This is a genomic window from Glaciihabitans sp. INWT7 (assembly GCF_014217685.1).
In the GTDB taxonomy this organism is placed as follows: domain Bacteria; phylum Actinomycetota; class Actinomycetes; order Actinomycetales; family Microbacteriaceae; genus Lacisediminihabitans.
Map to the genome: position 1 here is coordinate 187,472 of NZ_CP043653.1, position 19,661 is coordinate 207,132.

General features: G+C 66.7%; 24 protein-coding genes and 2 tRNA genes. 15 read left to right on the forward strand and 11 right to left on the reverse strand.

Annotation, left to right across the window (positions count from 1 at the left end):
* The first annotated feature begins 11 nt into the window (after positions 1-11).
* The 3 genes from serS to F1C58_RS00915 all read left to right on the forward strand — a co-directional run bounded on the left by serS (position 12) and on the right by F1C58_RS00915 (position 2,364).
* Positions 12-1,277 carry a serine--tRNA ligase gene (serS, locus tag F1C58_RS00905; protein ID WP_185202187.1) on the forward strand — a complete coding sequence of 422 codons (1,266 nt, stop codon included), beginning with the start codon at positions 12-14 and terminating at the stop codon, positions 1,275-1,277.
* Entirely contained in the window at positions 1,274-2,074 is an 801-nt protein-coding gene (locus tag F1C58_RS00910; protein ID WP_219732009.1) for an HAD family hydrolase, read from the forward strand. Before serS ends, F1C58_RS00910 begins: the two co-directional genes overlap by 4 nt.
* 205 nt (positions 2,075-2,279) lie before the next feature.
* Positions 2,280-2,364: transfer RNA gene (locus tag F1C58_RS00915), tRNA-Ser, on the forward strand.
* Positions 2,365-2,424: 60 nt separating this feature from the next.
* Here F1C58_RS00915 and F1C58_RS00920 read toward each other — a convergent pair.
* Positions 2,425-2,961 carry a MarR family winged helix-turn-helix transcriptional regulator gene (locus F1C58_RS00920; RefSeq protein WP_185202188.1) on the reverse strand — a complete coding sequence of 179 codons (537 nt, stop codon included), beginning with the start codon at positions 2,959-2,961 and terminating at the stop codon, positions 2,425-2,427.
* A 146-nt stretch (positions 2,962-3,107) separates the two neighbouring features.
* Between F1C58_RS00920 and F1C58_RS00925 the strand changes: the two genes are divergently transcribed.
* From F1C58_RS00925 to F1C58_RS00935, 3 genes are read left to right on the forward strand one after another with little or no spacing between them, the layout of a single operon-like run.
* Positions 3,108-3,878: an electron transfer flavoprotein subunit beta/FixA family protein gene (locus tag F1C58_RS00925; protein WP_185202189.1), complete on the forward strand. Its 771-nt coding sequence runs from the start codon at positions 3,108-3,110 to the stop codon at positions 3,876-3,878.
* Positions 3,879-3,892: 14 nt separating this feature from the next.
* On the forward strand, positions 3,893-4,867 hold the full coding sequence (locus F1C58_RS00930) for an electron transfer flavoprotein subunit alpha/FixB family protein (protein WP_185202190.1): 975 nt from the start codon (positions 3,893-3,895) through the stop codon (positions 4,865-4,867).
* A complete protein-coding gene (locus F1C58_RS00935) occupies positions 4,867-5,799 on the forward strand; it encodes a cytochrome b/b6 domain-containing protein (protein ID WP_185202191.1) in 933 nt (310 codons plus the stop codon). The genes F1C58_RS00930 and F1C58_RS00935 overlap by 1 nt, the downstream gene beginning before the upstream one ends.
* Positions 5,800-5,812: 13 nt before the next feature.
* Here the strand turns inward: F1C58_RS00935 and F1C58_RS00940 are convergent, their stop codons facing one another.
* From F1C58_RS00940 to F1C58_RS00950, 3 genes are read right to left on the reverse strand one after another with little or no spacing between them, the layout of a single operon-like run.
* Positions 5,813-6,700: a 1,4-dihydroxy-2-naphthoyl-CoA synthase gene (locus F1C58_RS00940; RefSeq protein WP_185202192.1), complete on the reverse strand. Its 888-nt coding sequence runs from the start codon at positions 6,698-6,700 to the stop codon at positions 5,813-5,815.
* Positions 6,701-6,739: 39 nt separating this feature from the next.
* Positions 6,740-7,291 (reverse strand): GIY-YIG nuclease family protein, encoded by a 552-nt coding sequence (locus F1C58_RS00945; protein ID WP_185202193.1) that lies wholly within the window; start codon positions 7,289-7,291, stop codon positions 6,740-6,742.
* 38 nt (positions 7,292-7,329) lie between these two features.
* On the reverse strand, positions 7,330-7,962 hold the full coding sequence (locus F1C58_RS00950; RefSeq protein WP_185202194.1) for a hypothetical protein: 633 nt from the start codon (positions 7,960-7,962) through the stop codon (positions 7,330-7,332).
* A gap of 252 nt (positions 7,963-8,214) precedes the next feature.
* Between F1C58_RS00950 and F1C58_RS00955 the strand changes: the two genes are divergently transcribed.
* The 3 genes from F1C58_RS00955 (at position 8,215) to F1C58_RS00965 (ending at position 10,292) form a co-directional block, all read left to right on the forward strand.
* Positions 8,215-8,634, forward strand: coding sequence for a hypothetical protein (locus F1C58_RS00955; protein ID WP_185202195.1), 420 nt, complete (start codon positions 8,215-8,217; stop codon positions 8,632-8,634).
* 26 nt (positions 8,635-8,660) lie between these two features.
* Positions 8,661-8,945 carry a hypothetical protein gene (locus F1C58_RS00960; RefSeq protein ID WP_185202196.1) on the forward strand — a complete coding sequence of 95 codons (285 nt, stop codon included), beginning with the start codon at positions 8,661-8,663 and terminating at the stop codon, positions 8,943-8,945.
* Between the two features lie 108 nt (positions 8,946-9,053).
* Entirely contained in the window at positions 9,054-10,292 is a 1,239-nt protein-coding gene (locus F1C58_RS00965) for an LCP family protein (RefSeq protein WP_185202197.1), read from the forward strand.
* A 4-nt stretch (positions 10,293-10,296) separates the two neighbouring features.
* Here the strand turns inward: F1C58_RS00965 and F1C58_RS16910 are convergent, their stop codons facing one another.
* Positions 10,297-10,419, reverse strand: coding sequence for a hypothetical protein (locus F1C58_RS16910; protein ID WP_255461187.1), 123 nt, complete (start codon positions 10,417-10,419; stop codon positions 10,297-10,299).
* Positions 10,420-10,599: 180 nt separating this feature from the next.
* Between F1C58_RS16910 and F1C58_RS00970 the strand changes: the two genes are divergently transcribed.
* Positions 10,600-10,688 (forward strand) — tRNA-Ser (locus F1C58_RS00970).
* Between the two features lie 99 nt (positions 10,689-10,787).
* Positions 10,788-12,029, forward strand: a complete 1,242-nt coding sequence (locus tag F1C58_RS00975; protein WP_185202198.1) for a chloride channel protein — start codon at positions 10,788-10,790, stop codon at positions 12,027-12,029.
* 3 nt (positions 12,030-12,032) lie between these two features.
* On the opposite strand, the gene lgt is transcribed toward F1C58_RS00975, so the two are convergent.
* The 3 genes from lgt to F1C58_RS00990 form a co-directional block, all read right to left on the reverse strand.
* Positions 12,033-12,968, reverse strand: a complete 936-nt coding sequence (gene lgt, locus F1C58_RS00980; protein ID WP_185202199.1) for a prolipoprotein diacylglyceryl transferase — start codon at positions 12,966-12,968, stop codon at positions 12,033-12,035.
* Between the two features lie 86 nt (positions 12,969-13,054).
* The gene (locus tag F1C58_RS00985; protein ID WP_185202200.1) at positions 13,055-13,378 is read right to left on the reverse strand and encodes a metal-sensitive transcriptional regulator; all 324 of its coding nucleotides are present in this window, start codon (positions 13,376-13,378) and stop codon (positions 13,055-13,057) included.
* Positions 13,379-13,400: 22 nt separating this feature from the next.
* On the reverse strand, positions 13,401-15,059 hold the full coding sequence (locus F1C58_RS00990) for an FAD-dependent oxidoreductase (RefSeq protein WP_185202201.1): 1,659 nt from the start codon (positions 15,057-15,059) through the stop codon (positions 13,401-13,403).
* A 78-nt stretch (positions 15,060-15,137) separates the two neighbouring features.
* Here F1C58_RS00990 and F1C58_RS16915 point away from each other — a divergent pair, with 78 nt between their 5' ends.
* The 4 genes from F1C58_RS16915 (at position 15,138) to F1C58_RS01005 (ending at position 18,286) form a co-directional block, all read left to right on the forward strand.
* Entirely contained in the window at positions 15,138-15,302 is a 165-nt protein-coding gene (locus F1C58_RS16915; RefSeq protein ID WP_255461188.1) for a DUF2076 domain-containing protein, read from the forward strand.
* Between the two features lie 352 nt (positions 15,303-15,654).
* Complete coding sequence (locus F1C58_RS00995; RefSeq protein ID WP_185202202.1) at positions 15,655-16,434, forward strand: CoA transferase subunit A; 780 nt, start codon at positions 15,655-15,657, stop codon at positions 16,432-16,434.
* Positions 16,434-17,075, forward strand: a complete 642-nt coding sequence (locus F1C58_RS01000) for a 3-oxoacid CoA-transferase subunit B (RefSeq protein WP_185202203.1) — start codon at positions 16,434-16,436, stop codon at positions 17,073-17,075. Before F1C58_RS00995 ends, F1C58_RS01000 begins: the two co-directional genes overlap by 1 nt.
* Positions 17,072-18,286, forward strand: a complete 1,215-nt coding sequence (locus F1C58_RS01005; protein ID WP_255461189.1) for an acetyl-CoA C-acetyltransferase — start codon at positions 17,072-17,074, stop codon at positions 18,284-18,286. Before F1C58_RS01000 ends, F1C58_RS01005 begins: the two co-directional genes overlap by 4 nt.
* Before the next feature lie 72 nt (positions 18,287-18,358).
* Here the strand turns inward: F1C58_RS01005 and F1C58_RS01010 are convergent, their stop codons facing one another.
* From F1C58_RS01010 to F1C58_RS01020, 3 genes are all read right to left on the reverse strand, one after another.
* A complete protein-coding gene (locus F1C58_RS01010; protein ID WP_185202204.1) occupies positions 18,359-18,667 on the reverse strand; it encodes a hypothetical protein in 309 nt (102 codons plus the stop codon).
* Between the two features lie 7 nt (positions 18,668-18,674).
* Positions 18,675-19,052 carry a metalloregulator ArsR/SmtB family transcription factor gene (locus tag F1C58_RS01015; RefSeq protein ID WP_185202205.1) on the reverse strand — a complete coding sequence of 126 codons (378 nt, stop codon included), beginning with the start codon at positions 19,050-19,052 and terminating at the stop codon, positions 18,675-18,677.
* Between the two features lie 62 nt (positions 19,053-19,114).
* A complete protein-coding gene (locus tag F1C58_RS01020) occupies positions 19,115-19,531 on the reverse strand; it encodes a cytochrome c oxidase subunit 4 (protein WP_185202206.1) in 417 nt (138 codons plus the stop codon).
* Positions 19,532-19,661 lie beyond the last annotated feature (130 nt).

Genomic DNA, 19,661 nt, shown 5'->3' on the forward strand with positions numbered 1-19,661 from the left:
AGACTGGGGGCGTGATTGATCCGCAGCTTCTCCGTGACAATCCCGAGGTTTTCAAGGCATCGCAGCGGGCGCGAGGTGAGTCCGGCGGGCTCGTCGACGTGGCCGTGGACGCCGACGTGAAGCGACGGTCCGCCATCTCCGAGTCGGAGAGCCTCCGGGCGACTCAGAAGACCCTGGGCAAGCAAGTGGCCCAGGCGACCGGTGAGGAGAAGACCCGTCTTCTCGGCGAGGCCCAGGGCTTGGCCGCCCGCGTAAAGGAACTCGCCCAGGTCGCCGCGGATGCCGAGGCGGAATTCACCCGCTCGGTGCGCGGTATCGCCAACCCCATCATCGACGGCGTACCGGCCGGCGGCGAAGAGAATTTCGTCACCCTTCGGGAGGTCGGCGACAAGCCGGTGTTCGACTTCGAGCCGCGGGATCACCTCGAGCTCGGTGAGAAGCTCCGAGCCATCGACATGACCCGGGGTGCAAAGGTCTCGGGCAGCCGCTTCTACTTCCTGCGCGGCATCGGCGCGCGCCTCGAGATCGCGCTGATGAACCTCGCCCTCGACAAGGCACTGTCCGAGGGCTTCGAGCCGCTCATCACGCCGACTCTGGTGCGGCCGGAGATCATGGACGGCACCGGATTCCTCGGCGCCCACTCCGACGAGATCTACTACCTGCCCGCCGACGACCTCTATCTCACCGGCACCAGCGAGGTGGCGCTCGCCGGATTCCACTCCGACGAGATCCTCGACCTCTCGGCCGGCCCCGCCCGCTACGCCGGCTGGTCCACCTGCTATCGCCGCGAGGCCGGGTCCGGCGGGCGCGATACCCGCGGCATCCTGCGGGTGCACCAGTTCAACAAGCTCGAGATGTTCAGTTATGTGTTGCCCGAGAACGCCGAGGCCGAGCACGACAAGCTCGTCTCGTTCCAGGAGTCGATGCTGCAGGCGTGCGGCCTCAGCTATCGCGTGATCGACGTCGCAGCCGGGGATCTCGGATCCAGCGCCGCCCGCAAGTTCGACATCGAAGCCTGGGTGCCGACGCAGGGCGAATACCGCGAGCTCACGTCCACGAGCAACTGCACCACCTTCCAGGCGCGGCGCCTCGACATCCGTTACCGCCTCGAATCGGGCAAGACCACGCCCGTCGCCACACTGAACGGCACGCTGGCCACCACACGCTGGCTCGTCGCCATTCTCGAGACCCACCAGCAGGAGGATGGCTCGGTGCGCGTGCCGCCCGCCCTGCAGCCGTACCTCGGCGGCCTCGAAGTGATGGAGCCGGTCGCGTGACAGATTCCTGGTTGGTCGCGCTCGATATCGACGGCACCCTGATGCGCGAGGACGGTGTCGTCTCTGAGGATGTCATCGCCGAGGTTCAGCGCGTGCGCGATGCGGGCCACGAGGTGATGCTCGCCACCGGGCGATCGGTGTCGATGACCCTTCCGGTGCTGGAGAAGTTCCAGCTGACCCCCCGCTACGTGGTCTGCTCCAACGGCGCGATCACCCTCGGGCGCGATGCCGATGCGCCAAGCGGCTATTCGCGCATCGCCGTCGACGCGTTCGATCCGACCGAGGTGCTCGCCACCATCCGCGAGAGTCTCAGCGGTGCGAGCTATGCGGTGGAAGACGAAGAGGGCTTCTACCGCTACACCGGCTCCTTCCCGGACTCGACCCTCGGAGCCACGAGCGAGCAGGTGCCGTTCGAGCAGCTCGGCGCACACCTGGCGACGCGCGTCGTCGTCATCTCTCCCGAGCACCAGATCGAGGATTTCCTCTCCATCGTGGAGAAGATGGGGCTGCACAAGGTCACCTACAACGTGGGCTGGACGGCCTGGCTCGACATCGCTCCGGATGGCGTCAACAAGGCGACCGCCCTCGAGCGGGTGCGCGAGTGGCTCGACATCCCGCGCTCGCGAGTGATCGCGGTGGGCGATGGGCGCAACGACATCGACATGCTGCGCTGGGCATCCGGAGAGGGCCGCGGGGTCGCGATGGGCCAGGCTCCGGATGAGGTGCTCGCCGTCGCGAATGAGGTCACGCTCTCGGATCTCGACGACGGCATCGCGGAGCTGTTCCGCACGTTCTGAATGGGTGCCCCGGTGTGGGCGCGCGGGCGCATTCTTCCTTAGGCGCCCGCTCGTAAACGAGTCGGGAGTAGATGCGACCTGGAGTCTCAAAACCCGCATCGTCTCCCGAGTCGAATGGATACCGGATGCCGTGCTGAGCCGCGTCGTGCTGAACCGCGCCGAGCCGCGGCGGTCGGCCTGTCGGCTAAGCTCGATCCGTACTTCAGGAGGGCTGTCCGAGCGGCCGATGGAGCCAGTCTTGAAAACTGGTGGGCAGAAATGTCTCTAGGGTTCGAATCCCTAGCCCTCCGCAGACCCCGAGCAAGCGCTCCTTCGACCTCGACCGAAGCGACCGGCCCCGACCGAAGCGACTACAGCGGATCCGGCGGCACCGGGGGGTCCACGAAGTCGCCGGCCTGACGCCGGAAGCGCGCGAGGATACGGATGAGCTCGGAGAGGTCCTGCCCCGACATCCCCGGCTGTTCGAAGACCGTGGAGTTGAGGGCGGGGGTCGCCCCCGCGACGACCTCGCGCCCGGCCGGCGTGATCGTGACAATGGTGGCACGGCCGTCGGTCGGATGAGCGGATCGGGTCACCAGGCCGTCGCGCTCGAGCCGGTCGACGGTGTTCGTGACGCTGGTCGGATGCACCTGCAGCCGCGCGCCGGCGCTGGCCATGGGCAGCTGGCCGTCTTTGGTGAAGCTGAGCAGTGTGAGCATCTCGAAGCGGGCGAATGAGAGCCCGAACGGCTTCAGAGTGCCCTCCACCCGACCGAGCATCAGTTGCTGGGCGCGCATCAGGGAAGTCACGGCCGCCATGCCGTCAGCGGCTCCGGCCCAGCCGTGGCTCAGCCACTGGCGTTTCGCCTCGGCGATGGGATCGCTGGAGAGGGGGGTCGAACCTGGCATCGCTGGATCCTCCCGTCCGTGCTATCCGCAGGGTATCGGGATCTAAACTACTAGGAACTAGTTGTATATGGTCGGAGGTGCAACCACATCGCACCGGGGGTATCGGCCACGTAAGATCGCTTCGTATTCGAGGAATGGGCCAATCAATGAAGATCATCGTGCTGGTGAAGCAGGTGCCCGATACCTGGGGCGAGCGAAAGCTCGACACCTCGACGGGTCAATTGGATCGCTCGGCGAGTGACGCCGTCATCGACGAGATCGACGAGCGCGCGCTCGAAGTCGCCCTCCAGTACAAGGACTCTCACGACGCCGAGGTCATCGCGCTCTCGATGGGCCCCTCGACCGTCACCGAGATCCTTCGCAAGTCCTTGGCGATGGGGGCGGATGCCGCTCTTCACGTGAAAGACGAAGCCCTGTCCGGTTCCGACCTGTCTCGCACGGCCGCGGTGCTCGCTGCCGCCATCACCAAGAGCGGCTTCGACCTCGTGATCGCTGGAAACGAAGCGACGGATGGCCGGGGCGGCGTCATCCCGGCCATGATCGCCGAGCACCTCCGGTTGCCGAGCATGACCTATCTCGACTCGGTGGAATTCGCGGCGGACGGTATCAGCGGAGTGCGGGGCGATGAGCACGGCACCGTGGCCGTGCATGCCTCGCTGCCCGCGGTGATCTCGGTCACCGAGGCATCCGCAGAGGCGCGCTTTCCCAACTTCAAGGGCATCATGAAGGCGAAGAAGAAGCCGCTGGATGTCTGGACTCTCGCCGATCTCGGGCTCGACTCCTCCGGAGTCGCGCCGAGCACCGAAGTCACCAGCACGACCGAGCGCCCGGCGCGCACCGCCGGAAAGAAGATCGTCGATGAGGGGAACGCCGGCAACGAGCTCGCAGAGTTCCTCGCCGCCGGACGCCTGATCTGAGCCGGGGAATCACCATGTCACTTGCACTCGCCTTCATCGAGACCTCCGCCAGCGGCGAGATCCGCAACACCGCAGCGATGCTGATCGCCGCCGCCGCCAAACTCGGCACGCCCGTCGCGGTGGTCGTCGCGGCTCCCGGCGACGGGGCTGCGATGTCCTCGCAGCTCGGCGCGCTGGGTGCGGCCCAGGTCTATGTTGCGGAGACCGACCAGGTCGGCAGCCTGCTCATCGCCCCACACATTGCCGCGCTAGAAGCGGCGGCTGCAGCGCTTCAGCCGTCGGCGATCGTGCTCGCCCACTCGATCGACGGTCGAGAGATCGCCGGACGGCTCGCCGTGCGCCTTGCGACGGGCCTGCTGGTGGATGTCGTCGACGTGCGCGCCGACGGCGACGCCGTCATCGCCACCCATTCCGTGTTCGGCGGGGCGTACACCGTCGAGGCCACGGTGCCCGGAGGGGGACCCGCGATCGTCACCGTGCGCCAGGGCGCTATCGATGCTCGTGCCGAAGCCGCTTCCCCTGCCCTCACGACGCAAGCGATCACCGTCGACGCCGAACCGGCCGCTGTGATCGACGCGGTGCACGCCGTCGTCGTCGCAACGGACCGTCCCGAGCTGAGAGGCGCGACCCGCGTGGTCTCCGGGGGTCGGGGACTCGGTTCGCAGGCCAACTTCGTGCTGGTGGAGCAACTCGCCGACGCACTCGGCGCCGCGGTCGGTGCATCCCGGGCGGCAGTCGACGCGGGCTACGTGCCGCAGACCAGCCAGGTCGGCCAGACCGGCATCACCGTTTCGCCCCAGCTCTATGTCGCGTTGGGAATCTCCGGGGCGATCCAGCACCGGGCGGGGATGCAGACCGCCAAGACGATCGTGGCCATCAACAAGGATGCCGACGCGCCGATCTTCGATATCGCAGACTTCGGTATCGTCGGCGACGTGTTCACCGTGGTGCCGCAGCTCATCGACGCCCTCGGCAAACGCGCAGAGTGATGGCACTCGCAGAGACGATGTCCGGCTTTCGCGAGAGCCGGTGGTTCAAACTGGTCTGGATCGTGCCCGTCGTGCTCGTCGGGCTCTTCCTGCTCGTGCTCGCCGCCCGGGGCATCCGTGCCTCGGATGGTGGCCAGTCGTTCCTCAGGTCGTTTCCGGGTGCCTCGCAATTGCCGTCTTTCGCCCCGGTCGGATTCCCCGCCTGGCTGGCCTGGCAGCACGGGCTCAATGCTTTCTTTTTGCTGTTCATCATCCGCAGCGGCTGGCTCGTGCGCACGACGAAACGACCGGATGCCTATTGGACCCGCAATAACTCCGGCCTGATCAAGACCCCGGGACAGCCGGTGCGCATCAGCCTCAACCTGTGGATGCACATCTCGATCGACACGCTGTGGCTCATCAACGGCGCGTTGTTCTACGTGCTCATCTTCTCCACTGGGCAGTGGACCCGCATCATCCCCACCCGCTGGGACGTCTTCCCCAACGCCATCTCCGCAGGCCTCCAGTACGCCTCCCTCAACTGGCCGGCCGAGAACGGCTGGGTGAACTACAACGCGCTGCAGGTGCTCAGCTACTTCCTGGTCGTCTTCATCGCCGCACCGCTCGCCCTGGTGACGGGCATCCGCATGTCACCGGGACTCGCCGCCCGCTTCAAGCCGATCGACCGGGTCTTTCCGCTCCCGGTCGCGCGCGCGATCCACTTTCCGGTGATGGTGTTCTTCGTGGCCTTCATCGTCGTGCACGTGACTCTCGTGCTCGCCACTGGCGCGATCAACAATCTCAATCACATGTACGCGGTCAACAACGGCTACAGCTGGGCCGGATTCTGGATCTTCGCCGCGTCGATCGTGCTGATGGTGGCCGCGTGGATTGGCGCGAAACCGATAGTGCTGCGCTCGATCGCGGGCAACTTCGGACGCGTGGGTCGCTAGAACTGCCAGCCCGCTAGAACTGCCAGGGGTACGGCGACCAGTCGGGGTCGCGCTTCTCGAGGAAGGCGTCCCTGCCCTCCACCGCCTCGTCTGTGCCATAGGCGAGACGTGTGGCTTCGCCGACGAGCACCTGCTGGCCGGCGAGCCCATCGTCGACCGCGTTGAACGAGAACTTGAGCATGCGGATGGACGTGGGCGACTTGCCGAGGATGGTTCGCGCCCACTCCACGGCGGTGGTCTCGAGCTCGGCGTGCGGCACGACGGCGTTGATCGCCCCCATGTCGTAGGCGCGCTGGGCGGAATACTCCTGGCCGAGGAAGAAGATCTCCCGCGCGAACTTCTGCCCGACCTGCCGGGCGAGGTAGGCGCTGCCGTAGCCTCCGTCGAACGACCCGACGTCGGCATCCGTCTGCTTGAAGCGGCCGTGCTCGGCGCTCGCGATCGTGAGGTCGCAGACGACGTGGAGCGAGTGCCCGCCGCCGGCAGCCCAGCCCGGAACCACCGCGATCACGACTTTGGGCATCGTGCGGATGAGGCGCTGCACCTCGAGGATGTGGAGGCGGCCGGTGGATGCGCTGCCGTCCGCATACTGGTAGCCGTCCCGACCGCGGATGCGCTGGTCGCCGCCGGAGCAGAATGCCCAGCCGCCGTCTTTGTGGCTCGGACCATTGCCGGTGAGGAGAACGACACCGACGCCCGTGTTCTGCCTGGCGTGGTCGAGTGCGCGATAGAGCTCATCCACAGTCTGCGGCCGGAAGGCGTTGCGCACCTCGGGTCGGTTGAACGCGATGCGCGCGACCTGGCCCTCGGCGTCGAGATGGTAGGTGATGTCGGTGAGTTCGCCGAAGCCGTCGACCTCGCGCCAGACGGTGGGATCGAACAATTCGGAGACGAAAGCCATATCCCCACAATAACCAGAACCGCTGGGCCGGGGCCCAGGTCAGAGCAGCGCCACCCGTCGACTGACCCAGAGCGCATACTGTGCCCACGGATCATCCACTCCGGCTTGCAGCTCGTCGATGTGCTGCAGCAGCGCGTCGTGTCGCTCGAACCATTCGGTGCGCGGGATGCGGTGGCTCGCGAATTGCAGGTGCCTCCGCTGTTCGACCAGACGGTCGCCCCGCTCGAAGGCCAGGACCTCCTCCCAGGGCAGGCTCGCGAGCCGGCTTCGCGGATTGCCCGAGGTGCCGATCTTGATGCGGCCGCGGAACAGGATGTAGTAGACGACATCCACACGCAGTGTCGACGCGTCTTGGTCGGGCAGGTCGCCGACCTTCCACTCGCAGATGGCGCAGAGCCAGCCCGAGGGGTAACGCACACCGAGTCGTGATCCGCAGGCGAGGCAGGGCGACGGCAGCCGGTCCGTCACGCCGACAGTCTGCACCACCCAGTCGTGGGCCACGAGAAGGTGTTCGCGGCATAGGCCGAGAGGGGCGGCGGGATCCGCCTCGGAGCGGCACGGGCCGCGGTCGTCCGCCACGCACTGGGTCATGTCGGAAGGGTAACCCCCGCCGCCGACCCCCCACCGGGCTACTTCCAGAGCACTGCCACGAGGTCGGAGAGCAGCTTCGGTGAGGCGAAGTTGGCCTCCGAGATGGAGACGTACACGTTGTCACGCACGAAACTGGTGTAGCCCTCATCCACCGGGTATTGCTCGTTCGGCTTCACGAGGGTGCAGGATCGGCCGCCCAGCGTGTCGGTGCAGCTGTAGTTCTTACCGGCCAGTTCGGCGAGGTAGCCGAGCGCCAGCATGCGGTCGGTGTGTGCCATCGTCACCTCGAGGTAGGTGATGTCTGCGCCGGGATCGCGCCACACGCAGTGAAGTTCGACGGCATTGGCGAGAACGGTGCCGGCCGGCGAGCCGGGCGGCGATGGCGTCGGGGTGACAGTGTCGGCATCCTCTGCATCGACGACCCCGGGATCGTTGAGCGGGGTGTCACCAAAGGTCGCGGTGTAGGCGGCGTCCGGGATGATCGAGGCGCACTTGCGGGGGAAGTCGACGACCACCCCCGGGGTGGTCGAGGGCGATGGTGTCGCCGACGGCACGGTCGAGACTGAGGGTGCGGGCGGGGGCGGCGAACCGCCGGTGCAGCCACTGAGTGCCGCGGCGCCGAGCATGAGCACGGCGAAGGTCGCGACGGCTCTGGCGGATGGAACGATCATGGTGCTCCCGGCGGTGGACGGCGGCAGAAGGGTCGCCCCAGCATAGGGGTGTCTGGTGCGACCTGTCGCGCGGATTTCGGTTCGATTGCAGAGGCGAAAGCACCTCTATCATCGAGTAGTTGGCAAATTGAACTAAACTACGCTCGAACCGGAGCATGCATCCGGTGCATCCGGCGATTCACCGATGAAGCGGAGTCGAGCCATGTCGCGTTTCCCGACGCACTCACCGCGGGAGTCGCGCGCGGGAGCGTCATGAGCGAGCCGGTTTCGCGTCGCATCCTCCGCGAATCTGTCGCTGTCACCCTCACCAACGTCGTGGCACTGCGGCAGGGTGGGTTCGGCTCGCTCCCTGCGCCAGCGGACTCTCCGAGGATCGTCATCGACGGTGCGGACCCGTACCGGATCCTGCTCGCGGGATCCGGCGTCGTGAGCGGTTACGGCCTTGCGAGTCATTCGCTCGGGGTGGGTGGGCATCTCGCGCGCTATCTGGCGGCGGCCACCGAGCATGGGGTCGTGCTGGATGTCATTCCCATCCCCTCTCTTCTTCTCACACACGCGCCCGCCCACCTGCGCAGCATCGACCTGAGTGGCTATGCGGCGGTCATCCTCGCGTGGGGGTCAACGACGCCTTCGGGTTCACCTCCCGGCGCAACTGGAGACAGAGCCTCTTAGCGACCCTCAGGCTGCTTCAGGAGCGCATGTTGCCCGGCGGGCAGGTCTTTCTCATTGCGATCGCGGATCCGACCGCCTTCCCGCTCTTTCGCCGTCGCCCGGCTCGCCGGGCAGAGGCCCGGGCGCACGCCTTCAATCGGGAAACCAGGCGGGTCGTGCAGAACGAGCCGAACGTCACCACCCTCGAATTCGAGATCGGGCACGCTTCGCCCGAACCCCGACTGTACGACGCGATGTCCTACCAGCGATGGGCACGCCAACTGAGCCCTGCCCTCGTCGAGGGTCTGCTCCGCAGCCGATCTCAGGGCTGAACCGCCGTTCCGGTGCCGCAGGCCGGGCACGAATCGTGCCCATGTAAACTCCTCCAGACTCGACTCCCCTGCCCCGCGCCCAGCACGGCCTCGCCGAAAGGATCCGCCATGAGCGACCTGCGTCCTCGTTCCCGCTCGATCGACGGCATCGCGCGGCACGGCCAGCTCCGGCGCTCCCGCCCGGCCGTGACGGTGCTCAAGTTCGTGGGAGCGGCGCTCGCGGTGGTCGCCGTGAGCGCGGCATCCGTCGCCGGAATCGCCGTCACCCAGATCACGAACAACATCAAGTCCGTCGCCCTTCCCGGAGAGACGCAGGGTCCGCCGCCAGACCTCGGATCGTTCGATGGCGGTTTCAACATGCTGATCGTCGGAAGCGACACTCGCGCGGGCCAGGGCGCGCAGTTCGGTAAAGACGACGGGGTGCTCAATGACGTCACCATGCTGGTGCACGTGTCGGAGGACCAGTCCAACGCGGTCGCCGTGAGTATTCCCCGCGACATGGTGGTGCCGATCCCCGCCTGCCCCCGCGAGGACGGCAAGGGCAACTACAACGCCATGTCTGCCCAGCCGATCAACAACACCCTCGCATACGGCGGGCTGGCCTGCACCGTGCTCACCGTGGAGACGCTCACCGGCCTCGACATCCCGTTCGCTGCGCTCATCACGTTCCAGGGCGTCATCCAGATGTCGACAGCGGTGGGCGGAGTGCCCGTGTGCATCAACGGTCCCCTCATCGACAAGTACAGCGGCATCAATCTTCCGAAGGCGGGCACCTACACCCTGGCCGGAGCGGATGCCCTCGCCTTCCTGCGCAGTCGCCACGGCGTCGGAGACGGAAGCGACCTCGGTCGCATCAGCTCGCAGCAGGTGTTCCTCTCCTCGCTCGTGCGCACTGTGAAGAGCAACGACACCCTCACGAATTTCACGAAGCTGTATGGCATCGCCACGGCGGCCAGCCAGAACATGACGCTGTCCAACAGCCTGAAGAACGTGAACACGATGGCGTCACTCGCGCTCGTGTTGAAGGGCATCCCGCTCGACCGCATCACCTTCGTGCAGTATCCGGGCACTACCGGCGTCGGCGGGGTCTACTCGGGCAAGGTGGCTCCGCTGAAGGACATCGCGGCTGCACTCTTCGCCAAGATCAAAGCTGATGAGCCGTTCTCGCTCGACTCCGGCACGGGTCGCGGATCCGTCGCGGACCCGAGCGCCACTCCAGCACCTCCGGCGTCGACGGCCCCGGCGCCATCGGCTTCCGCGAGTGCCTCGACCCCGCCGGCGGATGCTCTGACGGGCGTGCTCGGACAGACCGCGGCCGACTACACCTGTTCCAAGGTGAACAACTAGGGCATTACCTGTCTTCGCGGCCGAGATAGCGGAGTAGCAGAACCGCGGCGACCAGCAACACGACGCCGATCGCAATGATCAGGATGCCGATGGCGGGTCCGGCCGCGGTGAGGGACGGGGAAAACATGATGGCCCCCCTCATCTGCTCTCTGAGCGCAGTGATGCGGGCTCTGAACCTCACTCTAAGTCGGCGTCGGGCATCGCAGACGGTGAATCGGCTCCCCAGTCCGGGGGTGGATGCTTCCCCAGTTCAGGGGGTCGAATGGGCCGCCGCTCCCGGTGCCGCTATGATTGCAGTCGACTACCTGGAGCTGTCGCATAGTTCGGCCTAGTGCACCACCCTGCTAAGGTGGAGTACCCGTAAGGGTACCGTGGGTTCAAATCCCACCGGCTCCGCACTTCGAAATAACCCCGAGATCTTCGTGATTTCGGGGTTATTTTTCTTCGGCCATCCGGTCAGCGCCGAGGCGGGAGGAGGGTGGCTATGATCAGTAGGTGACCCCTGCGCGCCGTCCCTCCGTCGCGTGGGCGTTCCGCCTCGTGGCGGTCACCGCGCTCGTCGGTATCGGTGCCGGGGTGAGCGGCCTCCTGGTGAGCCTCGCCCTGCGGGAGATCGAACACCTCGCCTACGGCTATTCCTCCGGCACGTTCCTCGACGGCGTCAGCCAGGCGTCTCCCGGACTGCGGGTCTCAGCGCTGGCGGTCGCCGGGCTGATCGGGGGCGTGGGGTGGTGGTCGCTGCGCCGCTGGGGTGCCGCGGTCGTCTCCGTCGAGCGGAGCATGGACGGTGGACGGATGCCGGCACTCTCGACCCTCGCGAACGCGGGGCTCCAGGTGATCATCGTCGGACTCGGGGCGTCGATCGGCCGGGAGGTGGCGCCGCGCGAACTCGGTGCAGCCATCGCGGGTTGGCTGAGCGAGAAGAGCGGAGTCACCGCTCGTGAACGTCGCATCCTGATCGCCTGCGGTGCCGGCGCCGGACTCGCCGCGGTGTACAGCGTTCCGCTCGGTGGTGCGCTCTTCGCCGTGGAGATCCTGCTGGCAGAGATCAGTTTCGCCACCGCCCTGCCTGCCCTGGCGACGGCGGCCATCGTCGCCCGGATCGCGGTACCCACCACACCGCTCTACGAGGTGCCGCGGTTCGACCTGACCCCGTCGCTGTTCGTCTGGGCGCTGATCGCCGGCCCGCTGCTGGGGTTCGCCGCCGTGGGATTCGTTCGGCTGGTGCGGGTGGCGGAACGGCTGCGGCCGCGATCCTGGGGGATCCTCCTCGTGATGCCGGCCGTGTTCACGATCGTCGGGGTGATCGCCCTGTGGTTTCCCGAGGTGCTGGGCAACGGGCGAGCGCTCGGCCAGACTGCCTTCTCGGGCCTCGCGCCTTTCGGCATTCTCGGGGTGCTCGCCCTGGTCAAGCTCGTCACCACCACTGCGACGATCGGAAGCGGCGCCGCGGGTGGCACGCTGACACCGTCGCTCGCCATCGGCGCCAGCCTCGGTGCCGCACTCGGCGGACTCTGGGAGCTCGCCTGGCCGGGCGGCCCGGTTGCGGCATTCGCTTTCGTCGCGGCGGCGGCCTTTCTCGCCTCCACCATGCGGGCTCCCTTCACCGCGATCGTGCTCGTGATCGAGTTCACGAACCAGGGGCCCGCCCTCCTGGTGCCGACCATGCTGTGTGTGGCCGGAGCCGTCACCGTGAGCTACCTCCTGGCGCGGTGGAGAGTCACCGGGGTCGCCTGAGCATCACCGCCGGGAGGTGGGCTCCACGGATTGTTCGGATGTGCTCGGTCCGTGTGCTTCGGCGGGCGTGGCGCCACGCATCGCGCGAGGGATCCATCCGTCGCGGATGACCGAACGTTCGGGTTCGGGGTGGCGTCGGTTCTGGATGACAAAGAGCGCAATGCCGAGAGCGACCGCGACGAACGACGCCCAGACATTGGCGGGGATCCCGAGGAATCCGTCGCTCGTCGGGTCGATGCGAATCGCCTCGAGCCAGCTGCGGCCGAGGCCGTACCAGATGAGGTAGACGGCGAAGGCCCGGCCCCAGCGCAGGTGCAGCTTGCGCTCCACCAGCAGGATGATCCCGACACCGATCAGGTTCCAAATGATCTCGTACAGGAAGAGCGGGTGGAACAGGGTGCCGGCGGCGAGCCCGGGCGGGAACTTGGCATTGGTCGCTTCGATCTGAAGTCCCCACGGAAGCGTGGTCGGCAGCCCGAAGAGCTCGTGGTTGAAGTAGTTGCCGAAGCGGCCGAGGGATTGAGCGACGAGCATCGCCGGGGCGAGAGCGTCGGCGAACGACCAGAAGCGGATGCCGTGGCGCCGGCAGCCGATAAAGGCGCCGAGGGCGCCGCCGAGCAGCGACCCGTACAGCGCGTTGCCGCCGTCCCAGATCGCGAACACGTTCCAGAGGTTCGCACCAGGGAAGAAGTAATCGCCGATGTGGGTGAACACATGATAAAAGCGCGCCCCCACAATGCCGATCGGCACCGCCCAGATGATGATGTCGAGCACGACCCCCGGCTCAGCACCCCGGTTGCTCAGTCGGCGCTGGGTGATGATGACGGCCGCGACGATGCCGGTCAGGATGCAGATCGCATAAGTGTGAACGGTCAGCGGCCCCAGGTGGAACTGAGACCACGCATAAGGGGGACTGGGGATGCTGGTCAGAACCGTCATCGGGACGCCTTTCGAGGAGAGCTGGGTTCAGTCTCCCTCACCCCGCCTGATCCAGCATCGTCCATCCGCCCTTTCGAGCCCGAGACTCAGGCGAGCGTGAGGAAGAGCTTCTCGAGTTCATCGACGGTGAGCGTGTTGTCCGGATCCTCGGGGGTGGCGATGCAGCGGCGCATTGCGGAGGAAACGATGGTGAATCCTGCTTTGTCGAGCGCACTGGACACCGCCGCGAGTTGGGTGACGACCGTCTTGCAGTCGCCGCCGTTCTCGACGGCGGCGATCACGGCGGCGAGCTGTCCCTGTGCCCTCCGCAATCGATTGAGTATCTTCTTCGTCTCGGCAGCGGACTCCGCGGTCTCGGTCTCGGTCTCAGTCTCAGTCTCGGCCACGGGCAGGGAGGCAGCTGTCTTCATTCGGTATCTCCTGGATGGTTGTTCACGCGAGTGTTGGAGTGGGTTCGCGATCGACGGTGGAAACGCCTGCGACCCAGGTCTTGTAGCCGCCGTCGAGGTTTCTCACGTCATGTCCGAGCTGGGTCAACAGGCGAGTCGCGGTGTGCCCGCGCTGGCCGACCTGGCAGTGCACGATGAGCGGGCGGTCCGCCAATTCGACGTGACGCAGCCGAAGCTCGTCCAGCGGGATGTTGACAGCGCCCGGGATGGAACCGGCGGCGAATTCCGACGCGGTCCGCACATCCACGAGCACCGTTCCGCTGCCGCGAAGTGCGTCCAGTTCGTGCCATTGCACCGATCTCGTCATTCCGGTCGCGAGGTTGTCGGCCACATAGCCCGCCATATTCACCGCGTCCTTGGCGGAGCCGTACTGCGGCGCGTAGGCGAGTTCCAGGTGGGCGAGGGCGGATGCGGTGAGCCCGCCGGCCATGGCCGTCGCGATCACGTCGATCCGTTTGTCCACACCCGAACCGCCCACGATCTGCGCGCCGAGGATCGAGTCGTCCTGCGGGTCGACGAGGAGTTTGAGGGCCATTGTCTCGGCGCCGGGATAGTAGGTGGCGTGGGAGGCGGGATGCGTGTGGATGACCCGGTGTGCGCGGCCAGCGGAGGTGAGGCGCTTCTCGCTCCAGCCGACCATGGCGATGGTGAGTTCGAAGACCCCGACGATCGAGGTGCCGAGTGCCGGCCAGGCCGGCTCGGCGTGGCCCGCGATGGCGTCGGCCGCCGCCCGCCCATGACGATTCGCCAGTCCGGCCATCGTGACCAGGGTGGGGGAGGCGTCGACGGCGTCAATCTTCTCGACCCCGTCACCCACGGCGAAGATCGACGGGTCGCTTGTGCGCTGCCGCCGGTCGACGGCGATGCCTCCGGTCGGTCCGATGGTCAGGCCGGCGCTGCGGGCCACGGACAACTCTGGTCGAACGCCGCTCGCCTCGATCACGAGGTCTGCGCGCACCCGGGATCCGTCATCCAACAGCACGAAGCCGTCGGAGGCGGACACCACGGTCGTGTCTGTGCGCACGTCGACACCGTGCTGGCGGAGCACAGTGAGAACCGGCGCCGCCATCTCGCGATCGAGGGGGGACAGGACGTGAGCGCCCCGCTGGATGAGGGTGACCGCCACCCCGCGCCCGATCAGGTTCTCGACCGCCTCGAGGCCGATGAATCCGCCGCCGATGACCACGGCATGAGCCTGCCCGGTGACGGTCGCCAGGGTGGCTGTGATGTGATCGACGTCATCGACGCTCCGGAGGGTGAAGCTCGGTACAGCCGAGGCGCCGTCGACGGCCGAGGCGGTGGCGCCGCCGGCAAGCACGACGAAGTCGTAAGACTGTTCGTGGGATGTGCCGTTGCGCAGGTCGGTGACGTGCACGACCTTGCGGTCGGGATCGATCGATGTGACTTCGTGTTCGACCCGCACATCGAGGGCGAAACGGGAGGCGAGCGACTGCGGGGTCTGCAGCAGCAACGAGTCGCGGTCGCCGATCACCCCGCCGACGTAGTAGGGCAGCCCGCAGTTGGCGAACGAGACGTATCGCCCTCGTTCGAACACGACGATCTCCATGCTCTCGTCGAGCCGACGCAACCGCGTAGCCGCAGACATCCCGCCTGCAACTCCACCGACAACCACTGTTTTCATGTGAGCCTCCGAGGTTGAGTCTATACCCCCGGGGGTATAGTGTGCCCAGCGAGTCATCCGCATCGAAAGGAAATTGAAATGTGCAGAGCTGTCACCTGCCGTATCTGCGGCAAGACGACGTGGGCGGGCTGTGGCCAGCATGTCGACGAGGTCATGAAGAATGTGCCGAGGAGTCAGCAGTGCCAGGGGCACGAGAAGGAGCCGGCGAGTGGGGGCTTCCTGTCGAAGTTGTTCGGGCGGTAGGTCGAGGGTGAACGGCCGCCCTACGGCATCGGGTGACACGGGCCGAGTGGGCGACAGGGTAGCGTTGGAACAACGTGCTGACCGGATCGAAGGCGATCCGGATCGAGCAACGAGGAGATCATCGATGACTGACCAGCGCCGCACTGCGAGGAAGACGGTCGGTCCGATCCTCCCTCAGTCGGTTGCTCGCTTCCGCACGTCAGCCGAGATCGGTGCCAACGGCGAGATGTCACCGGGGGCCTCATGCGTAGCGAGATCACCGTGCTGATGCGGCACACAGCGCTCCACATCGGGCTGCCTCCGGCCATCCACGCGCGAGACATCTTTGCCGAACTCGACTCGAAGGAGACCCATGGATAAGACCTACGCCTCGGCGGCCGATGCCGTCGCCGACATCCCGAGCGGAGCGATGATCGCGGTCGGCGGATTCGGACTCGTCGGAGTGCCGATCGTGCTGATCCGGGCGCTGCTCGAGCAGGGCACCGATCATCTCGAGGTCATTTCCAACAACTGCGGCGTGGACGGCTGGGGGCTCGGCGAGATCCTCTCGGCCGGACGCATCGATCGGGTGATCGCGTCGTACATCGGCGAGAACAAGGAGTTCGCCCGCCAGTATCTCGGGGGTGAGCTCGAGGTCGAGCTGACACCGCAGGGCACTCTCGCCGAGAGGCTGCGCGCCGGAGGTGTCGGCATCCCCGGATTCTTCACCGCCACCGGGGTGGGCACGATGGTCTCCGAGGGCGGCCTGCCATGGAGGTACGCGGCGGATGGCACCGTGGCCGTGCAGTCCCCGGCGAAGGAGACCCGCGTGCTCGGCGCCCTCGGCGAGCAGCGCGAGTACGTCTTCGAGGAGGCGATCCGAGCCGATTTCGCGCTCGTACGGGCCGCGAAAGGCGACCGCCACGGCAACCTGGTGTTCGAGAGATCGGCCCGCAACTTCAATCCTCTCGCCGCGATGTCGGGTCGGATCACCCTGGCAGAGGTGGACGAGATCGTCGAGCCGGGCGAACTCGATCCCGACCAGGTGCATCTGCCGGGCATCTATGTGGACCGCATCGTGCAACTCACTCCCGAGCAGGCGACGGAGCTGCCGATCGAGAAGACCACAGTGCGGCAGCGGGGAGACAACTGATGGCACTCACGCGTGACGAGATGGCGGCACGGGCCGCACTCGAGCTGCACGATGGCAGCTATGTGAACCTCGGGATCGGGCTTCCGACCCTCATCCCGAACTTCATCCCGGAGGGCGTGACCGTGGTGTTGCATTCCGAGAACGGCATCCTCGGCGTTGGGCCCTATCCGTGGGAGGGGGAGGCGGATCCCAAGCTCATCAATGCGGGCAAGGAGACGGTGACCGTGCTCGCCGGCTCGTCGTACTTCGATTCCGCCGCGAGCTTCGGAATGATCCGCGGCGGTCGCATCGCGACAGCCGTACTCGGCGCGATGCAGGTCTCGGTGACCGGAGACATCGCGAACTGGGCGGTGCCGGGCAAGCTCATCAAGGGCATGGGCGGTGCGATGGACCTGGTCAACGGCGCCGATCGCGTGATCGCCCTCATGGAGCACGTGGCGAAAGACGGCTCGGCGAAGATCGTGGAGACGTGCAGCCTCCCCCTCACCGGCGTGCGTTGCGTCGACCGCATCATCACCGAACTCGCGGTCATCGACGTCACCGCCGACGGGCTCGTGCTCGTCGAGACCTCACCCGGGGTCACCGTCGACGAGGTCGTCGCGGCGACCGGCGCACCTCTCACGATCGCGCTCGAGCGATGACCGAACTGCGCGAGGTGGTGATCTGCGAGCCGCTGCGCACCCCGGTCGGGAGGTTCGGAGGCTCCCTGGCATCCGTCTCTGCCCTCTCTCTTGCGACCCGCGTGCTCGAGGAACTCGTCGCGCGCATCGGACTCGACGGCGCCCAGGTCGACGACGTGATCTTCGGGCAGGGGTATCCCTCGTCCGAGGCGCCTCCCATCGCGCGGGTTGCCGCGCTCGATGCGGGACTCCCGGTGTCCGTCGGCGGCTACCAGCTGGATCGCCGCTGCGGCTCCGGCCTGCAGGCCGTGCTGGATGCCGCGATGCAGATCCAGGTCGGCGCGAGCGAACTCGTCATCGCCGGCGGTGTCGAATCGATGAGCAACGCACCGCTTTACACCGTGGAGGGGCGGCGTGGTATCTCGGGCGCCGGGCTCATGCTGCACGACGCGCTCACTCGCGGACGCGTCACGGCCGGCGGGCGTTTGCACCCGACACCGGGAGGCATGCTCGAGACCGCGGAGAACCTGCGACGCGACTACGGCATCCCGCGCGAAGAACAGGATGCCCTCGCGCTGCGGTCGCACCAGCGGGCCGTCGCGGCGCAGCGGGCCGGGCTCTTCGCCGACGAGATCGTGGCGGTGACAGTGCAGGGTCGCAAGGGCGATGTGGTGGTGGATGTCGACGAACATCCCCGCGCCGACTCGACCACCGAGGCGCTCGCCGCTCTGCGACCCGTGATGAAGGGTGATGCGGACGCCACCGTCACCGCGGGCAATTCCAGCGGGCAGAACGACGCAGCGGCCGCCTGCATCGTGACCACGCCACGGCGCGCGGAGCAACTGGGACTCGTGCCGCTCATCCGCCTGGTTTCCTGGGCGAGGGCGGGAGTCGATCCCACCCGGATGGGAATCGGCCCGGTTCCGTCGACGGCGCTCGCGCTTGAGCGGGCCGGGCTGAAGCTGGCGGATCTCGACCTCATCGAGCTCAACGAGGCCTTCGCGGCGCAGGTGCTCGCCGTGACGCGCGAATGGGGATTCGGGGATGCCGACTGGGAACGCGTCAACGTGAACGGGGGCGGTATCTCACTCGGGCATCCGATCGGTGCGACGGGGGTGCGCATCCTCGCCGGACTCGCGCGGCAACTTCAGCGCAGCGGCGGTCGGTATGCGCTCGAGACCATGTGTATCGGCGGCGGACAGGGTCTTGCGGCGGTCTTCGAGCGGGTCTGACGAGCCAGGCGGTTCAGTCCCCCGAGATCGTGGCCATGACCGCCGACGGAACGCCGCCAGCCGATTCCGAAACTACGACAGGGCCGGGACGCCGGACGAGACCGGACGGATCGTGAAGCGCGTGACATCCCCGTTGAGGATGCGGCCGTGGAACTCGATCAGGTTGCTGGTGCGGAGATTGTCGGGTGAGGGGGCGAGCACCACGGTGTAGTTGGGCACGAGTCGCGTCTGCACGACGGGGCACCAGCGGTAGACCTTCTTGCCCTTCGGCCAGTCCAGATCGGTCGCCGGAGAGTTGCCGATCAGGATGCTGTACGAGCCTGCCGGGTCGAGCTCGAGTGCTTGGTCGATCATCCGGTCTATCAGTAGCTGCAGTTGCATGGGGCTCCTATGGTTGCCGATCGTCGTCGGAGAATTCGGCCATGCTCACCGTGGACGCCAGCTGCTGCTGCGTCGTCTGCAGTATCTCCACCAGCAGCGCCCGGGAGATGGAGAGCAGGTAGGCGACCTTCGGGTAGGCCAGACGATAGAAGACCTGGCTGGCGCGCCGCTCTGCGACGACCAGGTTGTGACGGCGAAGCACCGACAGGTGCTGGGAGAGGTGGGATGCCTCGAGGCCGGTGTCGGCGAGGAGATCCGCCACCGACACGTCGTCGCGGGCGGCGAGGACCTCCAGCACGCGCACCCGCACCGGATGGGCGAGTCCCTTGAAGAGGTTGGCCTTCACCTCGTAGAGCGGGCGATGGGCGTCGGTGTATTCAGACATGCCCTCACGATTCCACGGGTTGACAGTTTCATCAAGCCGAGTGATCGTCCCCTCGTCGACAATCATCGGGCGAAGTTGCCCCGGTAGTACTCGTAGACCCAGCCGATGATGCAGATCACGAGCAGCGGCACGGCGATCAACACGATCCAGGCGCTGATCGCGAGCCCGACGATCACGAGAGAACTGGCGGCACCGAGAAGCACCGGCCACCAGCTCCAGGGGCTGAAGAAGCCGACCTCGGGATCCCCGTCATCGATCTCGGCATCCTCGCGGTCTTCGGCCCAGACGTTCACTCCGGCGGACTTGACCACCTGTCCGAAGTAGAACGCCAGCAGGAGGCACAGCACGCCGGAGAGTCCGATGGTGAGCAACCCGATGAGTTCGAAGTTCTGCGCCCGCAGGCTCCGGAAGAGGTACACCCCGTCGACGGTGACGAAGCTGGCCCCGAGGAGCCACATCAGTCGACTGACTGTCCGCATGGATCATCCTTTGTTTTATAAATTAATAAATTGATCATATCGCAAAGCGAGTGAGCAGGTATCCGGGGGTGGCCTTCGTGAGACCGGCCGGGCACATCCGGGCACGGTGTGAGGGCGCGCCGGACCCGGG

What these genes read in the sequence shown, in the direction of transcription:
- F1C58_RS00920 (WP_185202188.1), bottom strand. Translation starts at nt 2,961, where the DNA reads ATGCCAGGTTCGACCCCCCTCTCCAGCGATCCCATCGCCGAGGCGAAA.
- F1C58_RS00925 (WP_185202189.1), top strand. Translation starts at nt 3,108, where the DNA reads ATGAAGATCATCGTGCTGGTGAAGCAGGTGCCCGATACCTGGGGCGAG.
- F1C58_RS00930 (WP_185202190.1), top strand. Translation starts at nt 3,893, where the DNA reads ATGTCACTTGCACTCGCCTTCATCGAGACCTCCGCCAGCGGCGAGATC.
- F1C58_RS00935 (WP_185202191.1), top strand. Translation starts at nt 4,867, where the DNA reads ATGGCACTCGCAGAGACGATGTCCGGCTTTCGCGAGAGCCGGTGGTTC.
- F1C58_RS00940 (WP_185202192.1), bottom strand. Translation starts at nt 6,700, where the DNA reads ATGGCTTTCGTCTCCGAATTGTTCGATCCCACCGTCTGGCGCGAGGTC.
- F1C58_RS00945 (WP_185202193.1), bottom strand. Translation starts at nt 7,291, where the DNA reads ATGACCCAGTGCGTGGCGGACGACCGCGGCCCGTGCCGCTCCGAGGCG.
- F1C58_RS00950 (WP_185202194.1), bottom strand. Translation starts at nt 7,962, where the DNA reads ATGATCGTTCCATCCGCCAGAGCCGTCGCGACCTTCGCCGTGCTCATG.
- F1C58_RS00955 (WP_185202195.1), top strand. Translation starts at nt 8,215, where the DNA reads ATGAGCGAGCCGGTTTCGCGTCGCATCCTCCGCGAATCTGTCGCTGTC.
- F1C58_RS00960 (WP_185202196.1), top strand. Translation starts at nt 8,661, where the DNA reads ATGTTGCCCGGCGGGCAGGTCTTTCTCATTGCGATCGCGGATCCGACC.
- F1C58_RS00965 (WP_185202197.1), top strand. Translation starts at nt 9,054, where the DNA reads ATGAGCGACCTGCGTCCTCGTTCCCGCTCGATCGACGGCATCGCGCGG.
- F1C58_RS16910 (WP_255461187.1), bottom strand. Translation starts at nt 10,419, where the DNA reads ATGTTTTCCCCGTCCCTCACCGCGGCCGGACCCGCCATCGGCATCCTG.
- lgt (WP_185202199.1), bottom strand. Translation starts at nt 12,968, where the DNA reads ATGACGGTTCTGACCAGCATCCCCAGTCCCCCTTATGCGTGGTCTCAG.
- F1C58_RS00985 (WP_185202200.1), bottom strand. Translation starts at nt 13,378, where the DNA reads ATGAAGACAGCTGCCTCCCTGCCCGTGGCCGAGACTGAGACTGAGACC.
- F1C58_RS00990 (WP_185202201.1), bottom strand. Translation starts at nt 15,059, where the DNA reads ATGAAAACAGTGGTTGTCGGTGGAGTTGCAGGCGGGATGTCTGCGGCT.
- F1C58_RS16915 (WP_255461188.1), top strand. Translation starts at nt 15,138, where the DNA reads ATGTGCAGAGCTGTCACCTGCCGTATCTGCGGCAAGACGACGTGGGCG.
- F1C58_RS00995 (WP_185202202.1), top strand. Translation starts at nt 15,655, where the DNA reads ATGGATAAGACCTACGCCTCGGCGGCCGATGCCGTCGCCGACATCCCG.
- F1C58_RS01000 (WP_185202203.1), top strand. Translation starts at nt 16,434, where the DNA reads ATGGCACTCACGCGTGACGAGATGGCGGCACGGGCCGCACTCGAGCTG.
- F1C58_RS01005 (WP_255461189.1), top strand. Translation starts at nt 17,072, where the DNA reads ATGACCGAACTGCGCGAGGTGGTGATCTGCGAGCCGCTGCGCACCCCG.
- F1C58_RS01010 (WP_185202204.1), bottom strand. Translation starts at nt 18,667, where the DNA reads ATGCAACTGCAGCTACTGATAGACCGGATGATCGACCAAGCACTCGAG.
- F1C58_RS01015 (WP_185202205.1), bottom strand. Translation starts at nt 19,052, where the DNA reads ATGTCTGAATACACCGACGCCCATCGCCCGCTCTACGAGGTGAAGGCC.
- F1C58_RS01020 (WP_185202206.1), bottom strand. Translation starts at nt 19,531, where the DNA reads ATGCGGACAGTCAGTCGACTGATGTGGCTCCTCGGGGCCAGCTTCGTC.